The organism is Streptomyces altiplanensis (assembly GCF_053591575.1).
Genome location: NZ_JBSFUB010000150.1, coordinates 1 through 12,419, shown reverse-complemented (window position 1 = coordinate 12,419; position 12,419 = coordinate 1). Strand labels below are relative to the sequence as shown.

17 protein-coding genes and 1 pseudogene are annotated in these 12,419 nt (G+C 70.8%); 5 read left to right on the top strand and 13 right to left on the bottom strand.

Annotated features, from left to right (window positions below):
- Positions 1-57 precede the first annotated feature (57 nt).
- From ACWD0Y_RS34285 to ACWD0Y_RS34275, 3 genes and pseudogenes are all read right to left on the bottom strand, one after another.
- Positions 58-606 carry a hypothetical protein gene (locus ACWD0Y_RS34285; protein ID WP_450264175.1) on the bottom strand — a complete coding sequence of 183 codons (549 nt, stop codon included), beginning with the start codon at positions 604-606 and terminating at the stop codon, positions 58-60.
- Between the two features lie 24 nt (positions 607-630).
- Entirely contained in the window at positions 631-996 is a 366-nt protein-coding gene (locus ACWD0Y_RS34280; RefSeq protein WP_450264174.1) for a relaxase domain-containing protein, read from the bottom strand.
- Positions 997-1,093: 97 nt separating this feature from the next.
- A pseudogene (locus ACWD0Y_RS34275) lies at positions 1,094-1,324 on the bottom strand (relaxase domain-containing protein); the annotation flags it as partial.
- 1,000 nt (positions 1,325-2,324) lie between these two features.
- Here ACWD0Y_RS34275 and ACWD0Y_RS34270 point away from each other — a divergent pair.
- Entirely contained in the window at positions 2,325-2,774 is a 450-nt protein-coding gene (locus ACWD0Y_RS34270) for a spore-associated protein (RefSeq protein ID WP_450264173.1), read from the top strand.
- Positions 2,775-3,155: 381 nt separating this feature from the next.
- On the opposite strand, the gene ACWD0Y_RS34265 is transcribed toward ACWD0Y_RS34270, so the two are convergent.
- Positions 3,156-3,434: a GlsB/YeaQ/YmgE family stress response membrane protein gene (locus tag ACWD0Y_RS34265; RefSeq protein ID WP_450264172.1), complete on the bottom strand. Its 279-nt coding sequence runs from the start codon at positions 3,432-3,434 to the stop codon at positions 3,156-3,158.
- Between the two features lie 209 nt (positions 3,435-3,643).
- Entirely contained in the window at positions 3,644-3,982 is a 339-nt protein-coding gene (locus ACWD0Y_RS34260) for a helix-turn-helix domain-containing protein (protein ID WP_450264171.1), read from the bottom strand.
- A gap of 783 nt (positions 3,983-4,765) precedes the next feature.
- On the opposite strand from ACWD0Y_RS34260, the gene ACWD0Y_RS34255 reads away from it, so the two are divergent.
- Positions 4,766-5,128 carry an ATP-binding protein gene (locus ACWD0Y_RS34255; RefSeq protein WP_450264170.1) on the top strand — a complete coding sequence of 121 codons (363 nt, stop codon included), beginning with the start codon at positions 4,766-4,768 and terminating at the stop codon, positions 5,126-5,128.
- A 63-nt stretch (positions 5,129-5,191) separates the two neighbouring features.
- Here the strand turns inward: ACWD0Y_RS34255 and ACWD0Y_RS34250 are convergent, their stop codons facing one another.
- Both ACWD0Y_RS34250 and ACWD0Y_RS34245 read right to left on the bottom strand, forming a co-directional pair.
- Positions 5,192-5,428, bottom strand: a complete 237-nt coding sequence (locus tag ACWD0Y_RS34250) for a restriction endonuclease (protein ID WP_450264169.1) — start codon at positions 5,426-5,428, stop codon at positions 5,192-5,194.
- A complete protein-coding gene (locus tag ACWD0Y_RS34245; RefSeq protein WP_450264176.1) occupies positions 5,359-5,568 on the bottom strand; it encodes a hypothetical protein in 210 nt (69 codons plus the stop codon). Before ACWD0Y_RS34245 ends, ACWD0Y_RS34250 begins: the two co-directional genes overlap by 70 nt.
- Before the next feature lie 636 nt (positions 5,569-6,204).
- On the opposite strand from ACWD0Y_RS34245, the gene ACWD0Y_RS34240 reads away from it, so the two are divergent.
- From ACWD0Y_RS34240 to ACWD0Y_RS34230, 3 genes are read left to right on the top strand one after another with little or no spacing between them, the layout of a single operon-like run.
- Complete coding sequence (locus ACWD0Y_RS34240) at positions 6,205-6,522, top strand: helix-turn-helix domain-containing protein (protein WP_450264168.1); 318 nt, start codon at positions 6,205-6,207, stop codon at positions 6,520-6,522.
- Positions 6,441-6,638, top strand: coding sequence for a winged helix-turn-helix domain-containing protein (locus ACWD0Y_RS34235; RefSeq protein WP_450264167.1), 198 nt, complete (start codon positions 6,441-6,443; stop codon positions 6,636-6,638). The genes ACWD0Y_RS34240 and ACWD0Y_RS34235 overlap by 82 nt, the downstream gene beginning before the upstream one ends.
- Positions 6,639-6,682: 44 nt before the next feature.
- A complete protein-coding gene (locus ACWD0Y_RS34230) occupies positions 6,683-7,210 on the top strand; it encodes a transposase (RefSeq protein WP_450264166.1) in 528 nt (175 codons plus the stop codon).
- Positions 7,211-7,271: 61 nt separating this feature from the next.
- On the opposite strand, the gene ACWD0Y_RS34225 is transcribed toward ACWD0Y_RS34230, so the two are convergent.
- The 6 genes from ACWD0Y_RS34225 to ACWD0Y_RS34200 all read right to left on the bottom strand — a co-directional run bounded on the left by ACWD0Y_RS34225 (position 7,272) and on the right by ACWD0Y_RS34200 (position 12,340).
- Positions 7,272-8,006 (bottom strand): DJ-1/PfpI family protein, encoded by a 735-nt coding sequence (locus ACWD0Y_RS34225; RefSeq protein ID WP_450264165.1) that lies wholly within the window; start codon positions 8,004-8,006, stop codon positions 7,272-7,274.
- A 41-nt stretch (positions 8,007-8,047) separates the two neighbouring features.
- On the bottom strand, positions 8,048-8,656 hold the full coding sequence (locus ACWD0Y_RS34220; protein WP_450264164.1) for a DJ-1/PfpI family protein: 609 nt from the start codon (positions 8,654-8,656) through the stop codon (positions 8,048-8,050).
- 80 nt (positions 8,657-8,736) lie between these two features.
- Positions 8,737-9,363 (bottom strand): DJ-1/PfpI family protein, encoded by a 627-nt coding sequence (locus tag ACWD0Y_RS34215; RefSeq protein WP_450264163.1) that lies wholly within the window; start codon positions 9,361-9,363, stop codon positions 8,737-8,739.
- Between the two features lie 157 nt (positions 9,364-9,520).
- Positions 9,521-10,468 (bottom strand): GlxA family transcriptional regulator, encoded by a 948-nt coding sequence (locus ACWD0Y_RS34210; protein ID WP_450264162.1) that lies wholly within the window; start codon positions 10,466-10,468, stop codon positions 9,521-9,523.
- A 10-nt stretch (positions 10,469-10,478) separates the two neighbouring features.
- Positions 10,479-10,955, bottom strand: coding sequence for a Fur family transcriptional regulator (locus ACWD0Y_RS34205; protein WP_450264161.1), 477 nt, complete (start codon positions 10,953-10,955; stop codon positions 10,479-10,481).
- Positions 10,956-11,035: 80 nt separating this feature from the next.
- Positions 11,036-12,340 carry an MFS transporter gene (locus tag ACWD0Y_RS34200; protein WP_450264160.1) on the bottom strand — a complete coding sequence of 435 codons (1,305 nt, stop codon included), beginning with the start codon at positions 12,338-12,340 and terminating at the stop codon, positions 11,036-11,038.
- Positions 12,341-12,419 lie beyond the last annotated feature (79 nt).

Below are 12,419 nucleotides of genomic sequence, written 5' to 3'. Positions count from 1 at the left end.
CCCGCTACGAGAAACGCGCCTACATCTACCTCGGCACCGTCACCCTCGCAGCCCTCATCATCTGGCTCCGAACATGATCCGAGAAACAGTGCCTAGGAGGCGGCCGTCCTTCGGGCCGGTGCGGAACGGCCGCGGGTGTGACCTCGAGGCGGCGGGCACGGCGACAGGGCGCGGTCGGGTGCGAGAGCACAGTCGCTCCGCACGACGCGCCGCGTGGACCCGGGCGGCCAGGGCGCCGGCGGCGAGACGGGCCCGCTCGTACGGGGCGGCGGCCCGCTTGCGAGTCAGCGGGCGCAGCACGGCCTGGTCCTCGGAGTCGCGCGGGTACAGCGCCCGCAGGTCGGCGGTCATCATCCGTCGGCTGGCCGGGCGGGTGTAATCGTCGACGGCCGCCTGCACGATCTGTTCGTCCAGGCCCGCCTGGTGGGGCCGGCCGCGCAGGACGTAGGAGAGGTAGCGGCGGGCTTCGGCGAGCAGATGGTGGCTCTTGAACGCGCCGCGCATCACGTACACCACGGCGACGACGTCGACGGCCGCCAGCGCTATGTCGACCACCGGCCGCACCCGCGCCCACACCGCCGCGGCCGCCGCCCGCGCCCGCTCCACCAGCTGGTCGACGACGTCAACGCCCTAGGCCCGGACCGCTGAGTCCCGCCATCGCTTGCGCAGCTCGGTCAGCGACCGCAGCTCCGTGCGCTTCGGTGGGCGGGTGCGGTCGGCGGCCTGGCAGGCCAGCGCGTAGGAGGCCCGCTCCCCCGGCGCGTGCCCGTGCTTCTCCTCGTACCGGGCGGTGAGGACGGGCAGTGCGTCCTCGATCTGCTGGCGACGGGTCGGCTGCCAGCCAATCAGCCGCTGGTCGATGCCCACGATCTCCAGGACGGGCCGGGGGCCGGGTGTCACCTCGCGCGGCTCCCACGCCCACCCGAGCCGGGCGGACACCTCCTCCATGAAGTACAGGGTGTAGAGGGTGCCGGCCGCGACGAGGTGAGCCGGCATCGAATCCGCCGACAGGCTTGCCCCACGTCCCCTTGGCGTCCGGCCGCCGGGCGCGGATCGAGACCATCGCATGATCATGGAGAAGGGGCTTGGATTCCGCGGCTCTGGACTCGTAATGCCGGAAGACCGTGACGATCAGCCCGTCCCGGATCCCGGCCCGATGCTTGCCGCCGCCCTTCCAGCGGATCTGCGCGAACGCATCCTCCAGCCACGCCAGCGTCTTGTCCCGGGCGATGTCCTGGCACAGCTCCAACACCAGGCGGATCTCGTGACCCATCAGCGCCCACGCGATGTGTGCCGTCGGCGGGGGCCGGAACACCAGGTGCATGCCGAGCCAGGGAATGCGCTCCTTGGCCTTGTCGGTCTTGGGCGAGCGGTTGTGCTCGATGGACCTGCCCAGCACGGTCGCCCGCCGGGCGCGGGCCGGGCGCGGGCCGGGCTCTTGCCCTGCGCCAGGAGCTCACTCTCGATCCGGTCGGCGCCTGGGTGCCGGCCCTCCCCCAGGAGCAGCTCGGACTGCCGCTCGGTCACCACCTCCCCGGCCGTCAGGCCAACCGTGGCCAGGCCCCGGCCCTTCCACACGCCGGGCGGGACACCGGCTTCGTCCTGGGCGGCGCGCAGCGACGTGCCCGCCCCGCGGTGGCGTCGCCGACCATCACGCCGCGGAAGAGATAACGCCCGTCTCCCGGACGGATCTTCGTTTGGCTGATCATCGGGCCATGGAACCCCGGCGCTGACGTGTGAAAAAGCGCGATCCAGGGTCCTTCCCGCCGGGCGGGAGGGCATCACCAAGTCTTTACCGCAGCGCCCGCCAGGCGGGCCGCCGCAACAGCCCGAGACGGTAAGCCGCCGACGTGTGCACAGTCCGCCGCGTGAACTCGAACCTGCTCCACGGAGACCTCACGGCCCTGATCACCACCTCCCCCACCGGCGAAGCCTGTCAGCGACTTCATGCACCAGGCGCTGGCAGCAAGCACCCGCGACCAGCACCGCACGAATCCTGAGCTGGGCAAACGCGCAGCTCAGTCCCGGAACGTGGGTTGGCTGCGCCGGCACCGGGTGCTGCTGCCGGGGGGAAGCGTGCTGGCTCGGCAGGTATCGGAGGCGAGGGCGGTCGCGGACAAGCGACTGCACGCCACCGTCGCAGGAGCCGCTCGCCGAGCGGGTGCGGCTCCCCGCGTGCGGCCGTCGGAGGCCGTCCGTCGGCCGGCGGGCGGGATGGTGAGGCGGCACGGTCACATCTTTTGCGGACGATGCGCAACCGTTCCGCCGTCCTTCATGTCACACCATGCAGGAGCGACCAACTCCAATGACCAGCAGGGGGAAACATGAGATTCACCCGTTCCGTCCTTACCACCGCAGCATTCGCCGCCCTGGCCCTGGGAGCCACGACCGCGCTGGCGGCGCCCGCCACCGCCGCGCCCAACACCACGCCGCAGAAGGTCTGCGGAAGCGCCTACAAGACCGTGAACTCGGCCGCCGTCGGCTCGCTGGGCACCGTCTACCTGACGTACAACGCCTCGAACGGCAAGAACTGCGTCGCGACCATCCGCAAGAACCCGGGTGCGGCCGTGGACATGGCCCTGTGGATCGAAGTCAACGAGACCTCGGCGCGGGGCGAGGACTACGGCCGGTACACGTCGTACGCGGGCCCGGCCTACGTGTACGGCAAGGGCCACTGCGTCGACTGGGGCGGGGGCATCAGCAACGTGCACGTGCAGGTCTACAACTCCAACTGTGGCGCGCGCAAGGAGCACCGGGTCACCGGGGTCCGCTGACCCGAGCTCCTCCTGACCGCGACGTTCTGTACCGTGCCGCGTAGGAAACGGAGGCCGAGGACGAGCCCGGCTTCAAGCAGACCTGGCACACCTGACCGACAGGCACGGATTCCCCGGCCCACAGGCCCCTGGCTGCCCGCCGTGCGGCGGGCAGCCTTGGTGCTCCGAAGTCATGATCCGCCTCGCCATGACCGACCTCATGGCACGACGCCTCATCAGCGAGAACACCATCCACTGGCGCGACCCGACACCACACACCAACCGGCCGATCCAGGGATCAAACACCGAGAGAAAACGACCTCAAAGGGTTTGCCGCACAGCAGCGGAACGGCTCCGCCCTCGGCAGAGGGGGAGCCGTTTTCCGTTCGGGGTGAGATTGTGTCAGGCGTGGCTGTGGTGTCGCTTGTTGCCGGTGATCAGTCGGTAGACGGCGAGGAAGATGACCGAGCCGATGATGGCAGCGATCCAGGTGGAGAGGTCGAAGAAGCCGTCGATGGAGTCGACTCCGAAGATGACCTTGCCGAGGAAGCCGCCGAGCAGGCCGCCCGCGATACCGATGAGCATGGTGATGATGACGCCGCCCGGGTCCTTGCCCGGCATCAGCGCCTTGGCGATGAAGCCCGCGAGCAGACCAATGAGGATCCAAGCCACAATGCCCATGATGCGTCTCCTACCTCGGTGAATAAAGCCGGTGTTAACGATCGTCTGCACCGCGCGGAGGTTTTCAAACACCGATCATGTCTGCACCGGCCGTTAACGGTTGAGGAGAAGGTGCGGGGCGGCCCGGGACCTGACCTGCGATGCCCGGAACGCTGTGCGTCCCGGGCAGAGGGTGCGGGCGTCAGCAACGAAGGACTGACCCGGTCGTCTCAGGCCGCGGCCGTCGGATTCGCCACTTCGGCGGTGTGTCGGTGTCCGGTGTTGATGCGCTGGGCTTCTTCGAGCTGGTCTTCGAGGATGACGATGCGGCAGGCGGCGTCGATGGGGGTGCCCTGGTCGACGAGTTCCCGGACGCGTGCGGCGGTACGCAGCTGGTAGCGGGAGTAGCGGCGGTGTCCGCCGGCGGAGCGGAGCGGGGTGATCAGGCGGGCGTCGCCGAGGGCGCGCAGGAAGTTCGGGGTGGTGCCGATCATGTCGGCCGCTCGGCCCGTGGTGTAGGCGGGGTAGTCATCGTCGTCGAGACGGCTGTAGGGGTCGTCTGCGGTCATCGCACCTTCCTGTGGAACATGCTGGAGGGGCCCTGGTGCCATTGGCACCAGGGCCCCGAAGGAACTGCTACACCATCTGCCGGCCCTGGTTACTGCGCCGGCCTCTTGTGTCCGCGTGCCCGACCTGATTGCTGTCGGGGGTGCGGGGATCGCGGTTGCTTGACCGGAGACCACCTCACTATCGGATGTCCTGCGGTACCCGGACTCAAGACGCGCGTCCGGGCGATCCTGATGGCGCCTCGTTCCTCCGTTCTTCCCTCTGGGATCAACTACTTGCCAAACGGGTACTGCCTACTGCTCTACAGCGTACTGCTGGTGATGCGACCTGCTCAGTGGCCTGTCACAGCGCCACCCTTTCGACAGCCAGCCCCGTTGCCCGTCTTGCGTCTGCTCCGGCTTGGAACCCCACTGCCGAACCTCCCGGTGCGCGCGCCCGCAGCCGACGCCTTCACCGAGGTACCGCTCACTGATTCACTGCTGGGTACTGCGAACTGCACTTGCGGGTACTGACACCGCGTGAACTGCGGTACTGCTCACGGCGGCCCCTGATCACCGCGGGCCACCCGGTCCGGTCGTCAGTCCCGTCGCCGTCCTGCAACCACCCTGGCTCCGAAACTCCACCACCGCACCGCCCTGCGAACTACAACTGCGGTCCTGCTGCCCGGCAGTTCATCTCTGCCAGGCCCTGCGTTCTCTCTGCGGTACGAGAGAAACCATAACCACACCACCACCCAATGTCTACTCCGACGAGCACAGATTTTTGTTCGTGAGAGGCAGAGGTACTTGGCCTGGCAGCCAACCGTCCCCGAGGGCAGTGCCGAGATCGCCGAAGCCCGGGCCGTGGCCCGCGACTTCCTCACGTCACTGCAGGCGGTGCATGACGTGCCGGTCTCGGCTCGGGCGATGACCATGGTGCAGCTGGTGGCGAGCGAGCTGGTGACCAACGCCCGCAAGTACGCGTCCGGCCCGTGCCTGCTGGATCTCGAGGCCTGTGAGGGCGCGGTCCACGTCACGGTGTGGGACAGCAGCAGCACGCTGCCGTCGGTGCTGGCCACCGACCCGGGCCGGATCGGTCAGCACGTCCTGGAGATCGTGATGGCGGTGTGCCATGCCTTCTGCGTCACTGTCGGCCGCCAAGCCATGTGACCACCTGTCAGCCGGCCGCTGCCATGATCTCCATGGCCCAGCGGTGTGGCTGGTAGCCACTTGTCAGGAGCAGGCGGTCGTCTTGCGAGGTGACGGGACAGCCCGCAGGAGTTCCCACACCGGGCGTGAGCCGGAGGCCCACACGGCAAGGGTGTGGTGGTCGACCACATGCAGGCGCTGCTGCTTGGCGAAGGCGACGGCGGGTGCGGTGACCCGGCCGTTGGTCACGATCACCGCGATGTCGGCGCCGTGGACCTGGCGGGCGGTGCCGTTGAGGACCTGCAGGTCCGGTGTGCCCACCGGGGAACCAGAGGAGCCGTTGGGCGGTGTTTGCACTGGATCACCCAGCGGCGCCCGTAGGGGTCGGTGGCCTTCACGTCCGCCCTCAGGTCCCCACCGCCCCCGACACGGATTGCGTTCGGGCAGCCGTCGCGGCGCATCAGCTCCCGCACCACGTCCTCGAACCCCGAGTGGTGCAAGGCCTCCAGCTGCGACAGCCCGTAGCGCAGACCCTGCGCGCGGACCGCTTCCCACCGCGCTTTCTGCTGCTGGTAGAGCCAGCCGCCGCCCGCCAGCACCGCGAGCGCGGCGAAGATGATCAGGATCCACCAATGGGCGAGCAGCCAGTTCACGGCGGCCACAAGCGATCAGACGGTCGTCCGCACGCTGGCGCCGCTTGCCCGGCCTGCGGGTACGCCGCCGCGCCGGCGAACGCCTGGCCGTGGTCGGCCGCCTGCGCGTCCTGCGCGCGGGGGAGCTCATCGGCTGGCCTGCGTGAGGCCGGTCGCCAACTGTCCCAGGATGTCGAAGGTTCCCTGGCCGACCGGGGTGGGGGCGGCCGGCGTCGTCGTCGCCCGTGGGCCAGCGGCTGAGGAGTGCGCATGACGGTCGAGGAATTCGCGCCGGCGGAAGGCCCTGTGCGGCTGCGGGCGATGCTACTGATCTTTCCGTAAGTTCGGTGGGTGTGGTGACGGTGTGGGTGGGAGGCTGTCGGGGTGGCTTATCGACCTTCGCCCCCCGCAGCCGGCGCCGCCCTTCCTCCGTTGCCGCGGCCGCAGTTGGCCGAGGCGCGGCGTGTGCGGGCGGCCGAGTTGTTCGATCAGGGACGTTCGGGTGCCGAGATCGCGCGGATGCTGGGAGCCAGCGAGGAGAGTGTCCGGCGGTGGAAACGGGTCTGGGAGGAGGGCGGCGCCGATGCTTTGCGTCGGCGTCCGGCCACCGGTCGTCCGCCCAAGCTGGACGACATCCAGGTCGAGCAGGTGCGGACCGCACTGGAGCAAGGCGCCCAAGCCCAGGGCTTCGAGGCTGATCTGTGGACATTGGAGCGAGTCGGTCTGGTCGTCGAGCGGGTGACCGGAGTGGTTTTGTCGCGGCGTCGGTGTGGCGGTTGCTGACCGGCCGGCTCGGGTGGAGTCTGCAGCGGCCCGAACGACGGGCGGTCGAGCGGGACGAATCGGAGATCGCCCGCTGGATCGCGCACGAGTGGCCGCGCATCAAAAAGGGGCGGTGAACACACGTGCCTGAGTCGTCTTCCTCGACGAATCAGGCGTCTCTTTGCTACCGCAGGTCCGCCGCACCTACGCACCCCGCGGCCACACACCTCTCCTGCGGCACCGGCTGAACTGGAAACGCGCCTCGATGGCCGCGGCCCTCGGCTACCACGCTGCCGACCCCGAGCGCGGGCCTCGGTTGTGTTTCCATATCAAGCCCGGCAGCTACGACACTGCCGGCCTCATCGAGGTCCTGGAACAGCTCAAGGCGTTCTACCGCGGCGAGCGGGTGGTGCTGGTGTGGGACGGGCTGTCCGCCCACTGGAGCCGGGCGATGCGGGCCTGGGGCGCCGAGCAGGACTGGCTGACCCTGGAGCGATTACCCGCCTACGCGCCCGAATTGAACCCGGTGGAACTGCTGTGGTCCTCGCTCAAGAAACGCGAACTCGCCAACCTCGCCGGCGACCACCTCGCCGATGTCGCCGACGCCACCGAACAAGGCATCCACCGCATCAATCACAACCCGCAACTGCCCTGGTTCTTCCTCACCCACACCGGACTCACCATCCACCCACCAAGCCCACAGAACTAACGAAAAGATCAGTAGGGCCGAGGGCATGTCGCGTGCTCATGCACATCTCCGTGACACCGCGCTAGGAGGTCCAGACGGTGCCGCGGGTCTCGTACTCCAGCATGGCCTCCAGGCCGAGCGCGGCGTCGACGCCCAGTTCGCGGTGGACCAGCCACAGGGCGAGGTCCAGGCCGGAGGTGACGCCGCCGGCGGTGACCAGGTCGCCGTCGTCGACGACCCGTGCCTTCTTCAGCACGCCGCCCTGCTCGACGAGGTCGGGCTGCGCCCGGTGGTGGGTGGTGCAGGGGCGGCCACGGGTGAGACCGGCGGCAGAGAGGAGCATCACGCCGGTGCACAGACCGGCGATGGTCAGTCCCTGAAGGCGGGCGGCTGCCAGGGCCCGGGGCAGGGCGCCCCGGCGGATCTCGGCCCAGACCCCCGGGTCCTCGCGGCGGGCGTAGCCGCCGCCGGGCACGACGAGGAGGTCTGCCTCCTCGGGGGCCCAGCGGTGGTCGGCGCGGAGCCTGGTGCCGAAGGCGGCGGTGACGGTCCTGGGACCGTCGAGGGCGACGTAGTGCACCTGGACGTCGCGTTCGGTGAAGTGGTCGGAGGCCGAGAGCACTTCGTAGGGCGCGGCGAGGTCGAGTTCCTCGACGCCTTCGAACAGGACGACCTGGGCGCGCAAGGGGGCGCGGCGGCCGGATCCGGACGACGCGGCGGTTCCGGTCGCGGTGGCGGCGGTGGCGGTGGGGACGCCGGTGGCGAGGCCCGCGGCGGAGAGGGCGGTCGCGGTGCGCAGCAGGGTGCGTCGGTTCACGTGAAGCTCCTGGGCAGGTGGTCGACGGTCGATCGAAGTGGTCAACCGGCGAGCGGTTCGTCGGCGAGGTAGGGCGGGGCGGGGTCGTACTGGATCTCCCGGCGCACCGCCCGGGCGTGCTCGCGGCCGTGCAGGCGCCCCACGAGCCACAGCGCGCTGTCGATGCCGGCGGACACGCCCTGACTGGTCAGCAGCCGGTCGTCCACGACGTACCGGGCGTCGGACACGACGGTGACGTCGCCGCGCGCCCTCAGCGCCTCCTCGTACTGCCAGTGGGTGGCGACCCGGCGGCCGCGCGCCGGGCCGGCGGCGTGCAGGAGGAAGACGCCGGTGCAGACGCCGACGACCCATTCGGCTCGCGCGGCCTGGGTGCTGATCCATGTGGTGACGCGCGGGTTGTGCGGTTCGGTCTCGCGGGCGCCGGATCCTCCGGGGACCAGCAGCACGTCGAGCGGGGGGTGGTCGTCCAGGGTGTGGTCCGGCAGGACGCGCATCCCCTTGGCGCAGTGGACGGGACCGGGGTGTTCGGCGAGGAGCAGGGCGCGGTCCGCCCCTTCCCGCAGGGCGGCGGAGGTGGTGAGGACCTCCCAGGGGCCGGCGAAGTCGAGTTCCTCGACGGTGTCGAAGAGGAGGATGCCGTAGGTGGTCATGGGCAAGCCGTTCGTGTCGAGTGCGGTGCGTACCGGTGGAGGGAAACGGGGGGCGAGGGGGTGATGGGACGCGGCACAGGTCAGGCGGTGTTCACGATGCCCCGGCGCTGGTACTCGAGGACTTCCTCGGCGAACAGGGCCGTGTCGGGTCCGAAGAACCGCTCGATCAGCCAGATCCCCAGGTCGAGGCCCGGGGTGACCCCTCCGCAGGTGACGAGGTCGCCGTCGTCGACGACCCGGCCGCCGACCACGTGACCGCCTTGGGCCCGAAGGTCCTCCCGGGCGATGTGGTGCGTCGTGCAGCGGCGTCCGGCCGTCAGGCCGGCGGCGGACAGCAGCAGGGTGCCCGTGCATACCGCGCCCATGACCAGACCGTCCCGCCGGGCGGCCGCGAGCGCCCGGGGCAGGGTGCCGCGCCGGATCTCCCGCTGGAGGCCGGAGCCCTCGCCGTAGCCTCCGCCGGGGACGATGATCACGTCGGCGGAGCGCGGCGCCCAGACGTTCCGGCAGACGATCTCCATGCCGGCGGAGGTCGTCACCCGGCGGGTTCCGTCCACGGTGACGAACGACTGCGCGAGGTGTTCCTCGCCGACGATGCCGAACACCTCGATATGACCGGCGAAGTCCTGTTCTTCCACGCCGTCGTAGAGCACGGTGTGGACGCGCAGGGGCCGCGTGCGGCGGGGACGTACGGACAGGGAAGGCATGAAAGGCCTCCGTGACGGGGGAACGTGGTGGGCTCCCGGCTCGCACCGGGACGCGAGAACACGTTCAGTCTCCCGGCGGGCGCGGGCCGGCGACACCGGCGCGCGTGCCCATGGTGCGCAAGATACGGCCAGGGACAGAGCCAATGGCCCGGTGCCGTCAGTGGTGGAAGGCGGCCCGGTATGCGGACGGAGTCGTCCCGACCTGGCGGGTGAAATGGTGGCGGAGGGTCTCGACCGACCCGAAGCCGGTCGCCTCCGCGACACGTGTCAGGGGGAGCCCCGTCGTCTCCAGGAGTTCCCTGGCGCGCTGGACGCGCTGGGCGAGCAGCCAGCGCAGCGGCGTCGTACCGGTCTGGGCGCGGAAGTGGCGGGCCAGGCTGCGCCTGCTCATCATCGCGTGCGCGGCGATGTCGGCCAGGGAGAGCGGTTCGCCGAGCTTGCCGCGCATCCACTGAAGGGTCTCGCCGAGATCGGAGGAATCCGTCCCGGGTGTGCGGTACTCGATGAATTGCGCCTGCCCGCCCGTGCGTTGGGGGGGCATCACCAGCATCCGCGCGGCCGCCGCCGCGGCCGCCGCGCCGTGGTCGCGGCGGACCATGTGGAGGCACAGGTCCAGTCCCGCGGCGATGCCGGCCGACGTGAGCACCGTCCCCTCGTCGACGTAGAGCACGGACGGGTCGACGCTGGTCCCGGGGAACCGCTCGGCCAGGGCGTCGGCGAACCGCCAGTGCGTGGTCGCCCTGCGCCCCTCCAGGAGTCCGGCGTGCGCGAGGGCGAAGGCCCCGGTGCAGATGGAGGCGATACGGGCTCCGCCGTCCGCCGCCTCCCGCAGCAGTCGTACCGCCCGGGGATCGGGCGTGCCGTCCGCGGGGATGCCGGGCACGACGACCGTGTCTGCGGCCGGCACCTCGTCCCATCCGTACGAGGAGGAGACCCGGAACGGTGCCGTGGGCCCGGCCGTTGCCACGGTGTCGCGGTCGACGCACACACGGACCTCGTAGGAGGGCGATCCGTCGGGACCGGTGACGAGCGCGAACACCTGGCAGGGGATGGCGAGATCGAGGGCCGACACCCCGTCGAGTGCGAGAACCGCAACAATGTGCATGCGTTCGAGGCTACGCGTCCCCCGCACGCTTCGGTGTCGCCCCATGAGGGGGAGCAACTCCGCTGTGCCGCGCCCCCGTCGCTCGGCAGCCGGCGCAGACCCCGGTGAGCTCCAGGGTGTGTTCGACGGCCGCGAAGCCCGACGACCGTACGACGGCCGCGACCCACTCCTCGACGGCATCCGTGTCGAGCGGCTCGTGGCGGCGACAGCGGCGGCACAGCAGGTAGTGGCAGTGGCCGGCCTCGGGGCGGCGGTACCGGTAGAGCCGCTCGCCGACCTCGTCGCGGACGACGTCGGCGGCACCGGACTGCTCCAGGACCTGGAGTGCGCGGTACACGGTGGTGAGACCGACGCGGACGCCCGACTCGCTCATCGTCCCGTGGAGCTCCTGTGCCGAGACGAACTCGGCGTGATCGGCCAGCGCCTTCTCCACGGCGGCGCGCTGGCGGGACGCGCGCCGGTTCGTCTCCGGTGGTGTGACGGTCATGGCCGACCCCCTGCTGAAAGCTTTTCCGGTTCGGTGGAGCCCACCGCGTGCCGGGCCCTCGGCTCGCGGTGGGCTTCCGTTCATTCCCCGGCCGGTGCCGGGGAGCGGGCCGCGAGGCGGCCGAGGACGAGGGCCACGAGGGTCAGCCCGCCGAGGACCGCCGCCGTGCCAGCGAAGCCGCCGAGGGCCAGGCCCACACCGCCCAGTCCGGCGCCGAGGAAGACGCCGAAGCTCATCCCGGCGGCGTTGACGCTCAGCGCCGTGCCGCGCAGGGAGCCGCAGCGCCGTACCAGCAAGGTGGTGACACAGGCCGCGACCGTCGCGTGACCGGCGCCGACCAGAGCCGTGAGGGGCAGGGCCAGCCACAGGGTGTGGGAGAAGAAGACACCGACGAGTGCGGCCAGTGCCACGATCAGCCCGAACGTCATCAGGCGTTCCGCCCGGATCGTCGCCCGGTCGGAGCTGAGCAGCCGTCCGGCGAACAGGTTGCCGAGGAAGAAGGCGGTGCCGCTGAGCGTCCACACGATCGCGAACGGTTCAGGGGCGAGTGCGAACCGCTCGTCGTAGAAGGCGGCGAGATAGGCGAGGTAGCCCATGAAAGCGGCCGTTCGCAGCATGGCGACCAGGATGAGCGGTACCACGCCCGGCAGGGCACCGAGAAGCCGGAAGGACTCCAGGTAGCCGGGCCGCTCCGTCTTCTCGGCGGCCTCCGTCCCGGTCTTCCGGCGGCCGCGCAGGAGGAAGTACAGGGCGAGGACGGCGCAGATCGCGGCGATGGCCCACAGGTCGCCCCGCCAGCCCCATACCAGGGCCGGCAGGGCCACGAGCGGCGCGGCGAGCAGCGCGGTCAGCGACTGGGTGGCGGTGATGAGGGTCGCGGCGCGGCCCGCCGCGGCGTCGTTGTCGAACCGGTCCGCCGCGGCAGCGGTCAGCGCCGGGTTGAGTACGGCCGTGCCGGCGCCGACCAGCAGGCAGAACGCCGCCAGCAGCAGGAACTCGCCGCTCGCACCGAGCGCCGCCGAGACCGCCAGCACCGCGAGACCGCCCGCGGCGGCCCACTCCCGGCGTACGCGGTCGATCAGCGGCGCGAGGGCGGTCCCCACCGCGAGGGCGGCCAGGCCGCCGAGCCCGCGCAGCTGCCCCAGCGCCGCGATGCCGCCGCCGGAGACTTCGGCCATGGGGACGAGGAAGGTGCTGTAGATGGTGAAGGGCACCAGGCCGACGGCGGAGGCCAGCATGAAGGGCCACAGGACGCGGGTCATCGCCAGGTCACCGGGCACGGCAGCGGCGTCGGAGGTCATGTCCGTGTCCGTACCGCTCGCGCTCTCCGGCTGCGTTCCGCCGGTTGGCGCCGCCGCCTCCGGAGTCGTGGTCTCGCTGCTCATGCCTGCTCCGCCCGGTACCGGTAGAGCGCGGTGGCGTCGGCGCTGAACTGGGAGAAGGGGAAGGGCTCGGCGGACAGCG

Bases quoted from the DNA above. Each gene is read 5' to 3' on its own strand.
- ACWD0Y_RS34280 (WP_450264174.1), bottom strand. From the start codon at position 996: ATGCCGGCTCACCTCGTCGCGGCCGGCACCCTCTACACCCTGTACTTC.
- ACWD0Y_RS34270 (WP_450264173.1), top strand. From the start codon at position 2,325: ATGAGATTCACCCGTTCCGTCCTTACCACCGCAGCATTCGCCGCCCTG.
- ACWD0Y_RS34265 (WP_450264172.1), bottom strand. From the start codon at position 3,434: ATGGGCATTGTGGCTTGGATCCTCATTGGTCTGCTCGCGGGCTTCATC.
- ACWD0Y_RS34260 (WP_450264171.1), bottom strand. From the start codon at position 3,982: ATGACCGCAGACGACCCCTACAGCCGTCTCGACGACGATGACTACCCC.
- ACWD0Y_RS34245 (WP_450264176.1), bottom strand. From the start codon at position 5,568: ATGCGCCGCGACGGCTGCCCGAACGCAATCCGTGTCGGGGGCGGTGGG.
- ACWD0Y_RS34220 (WP_450264164.1), bottom strand. From the start codon at position 8,656: ATGACCACCTACGGCATCCTCCTCTTCGACACCGTCGAGGAACTCGAC.
- ACWD0Y_RS34215 (WP_450264163.1), bottom strand. From the start codon at position 9,363: ATGCCTTCCCTGTCCGTACGTCCCCGCCGCACGCGGCCCCTGCGCGTC.
- ACWD0Y_RS34210 (WP_450264162.1), bottom strand. From the start codon at position 10,468: ATGCACATTGTTGCGGTTCTCGCACTCGACGGGGTGTCGGCCCTCGAT.
- ACWD0Y_RS34205 (WP_450264161.1), bottom strand. From the start codon at position 10,955: ATGACCGTCACACCACCGGAGACGAACCGGCGCGCGTCCCGCCAGCGC.
- ACWD0Y_RS34200 (WP_450264160.1), bottom strand. From the start codon at position 12,340: ATGAGCAGCGAGACCACGACTCCGGAGGCGGCGGCGCCAACCGGCGGA.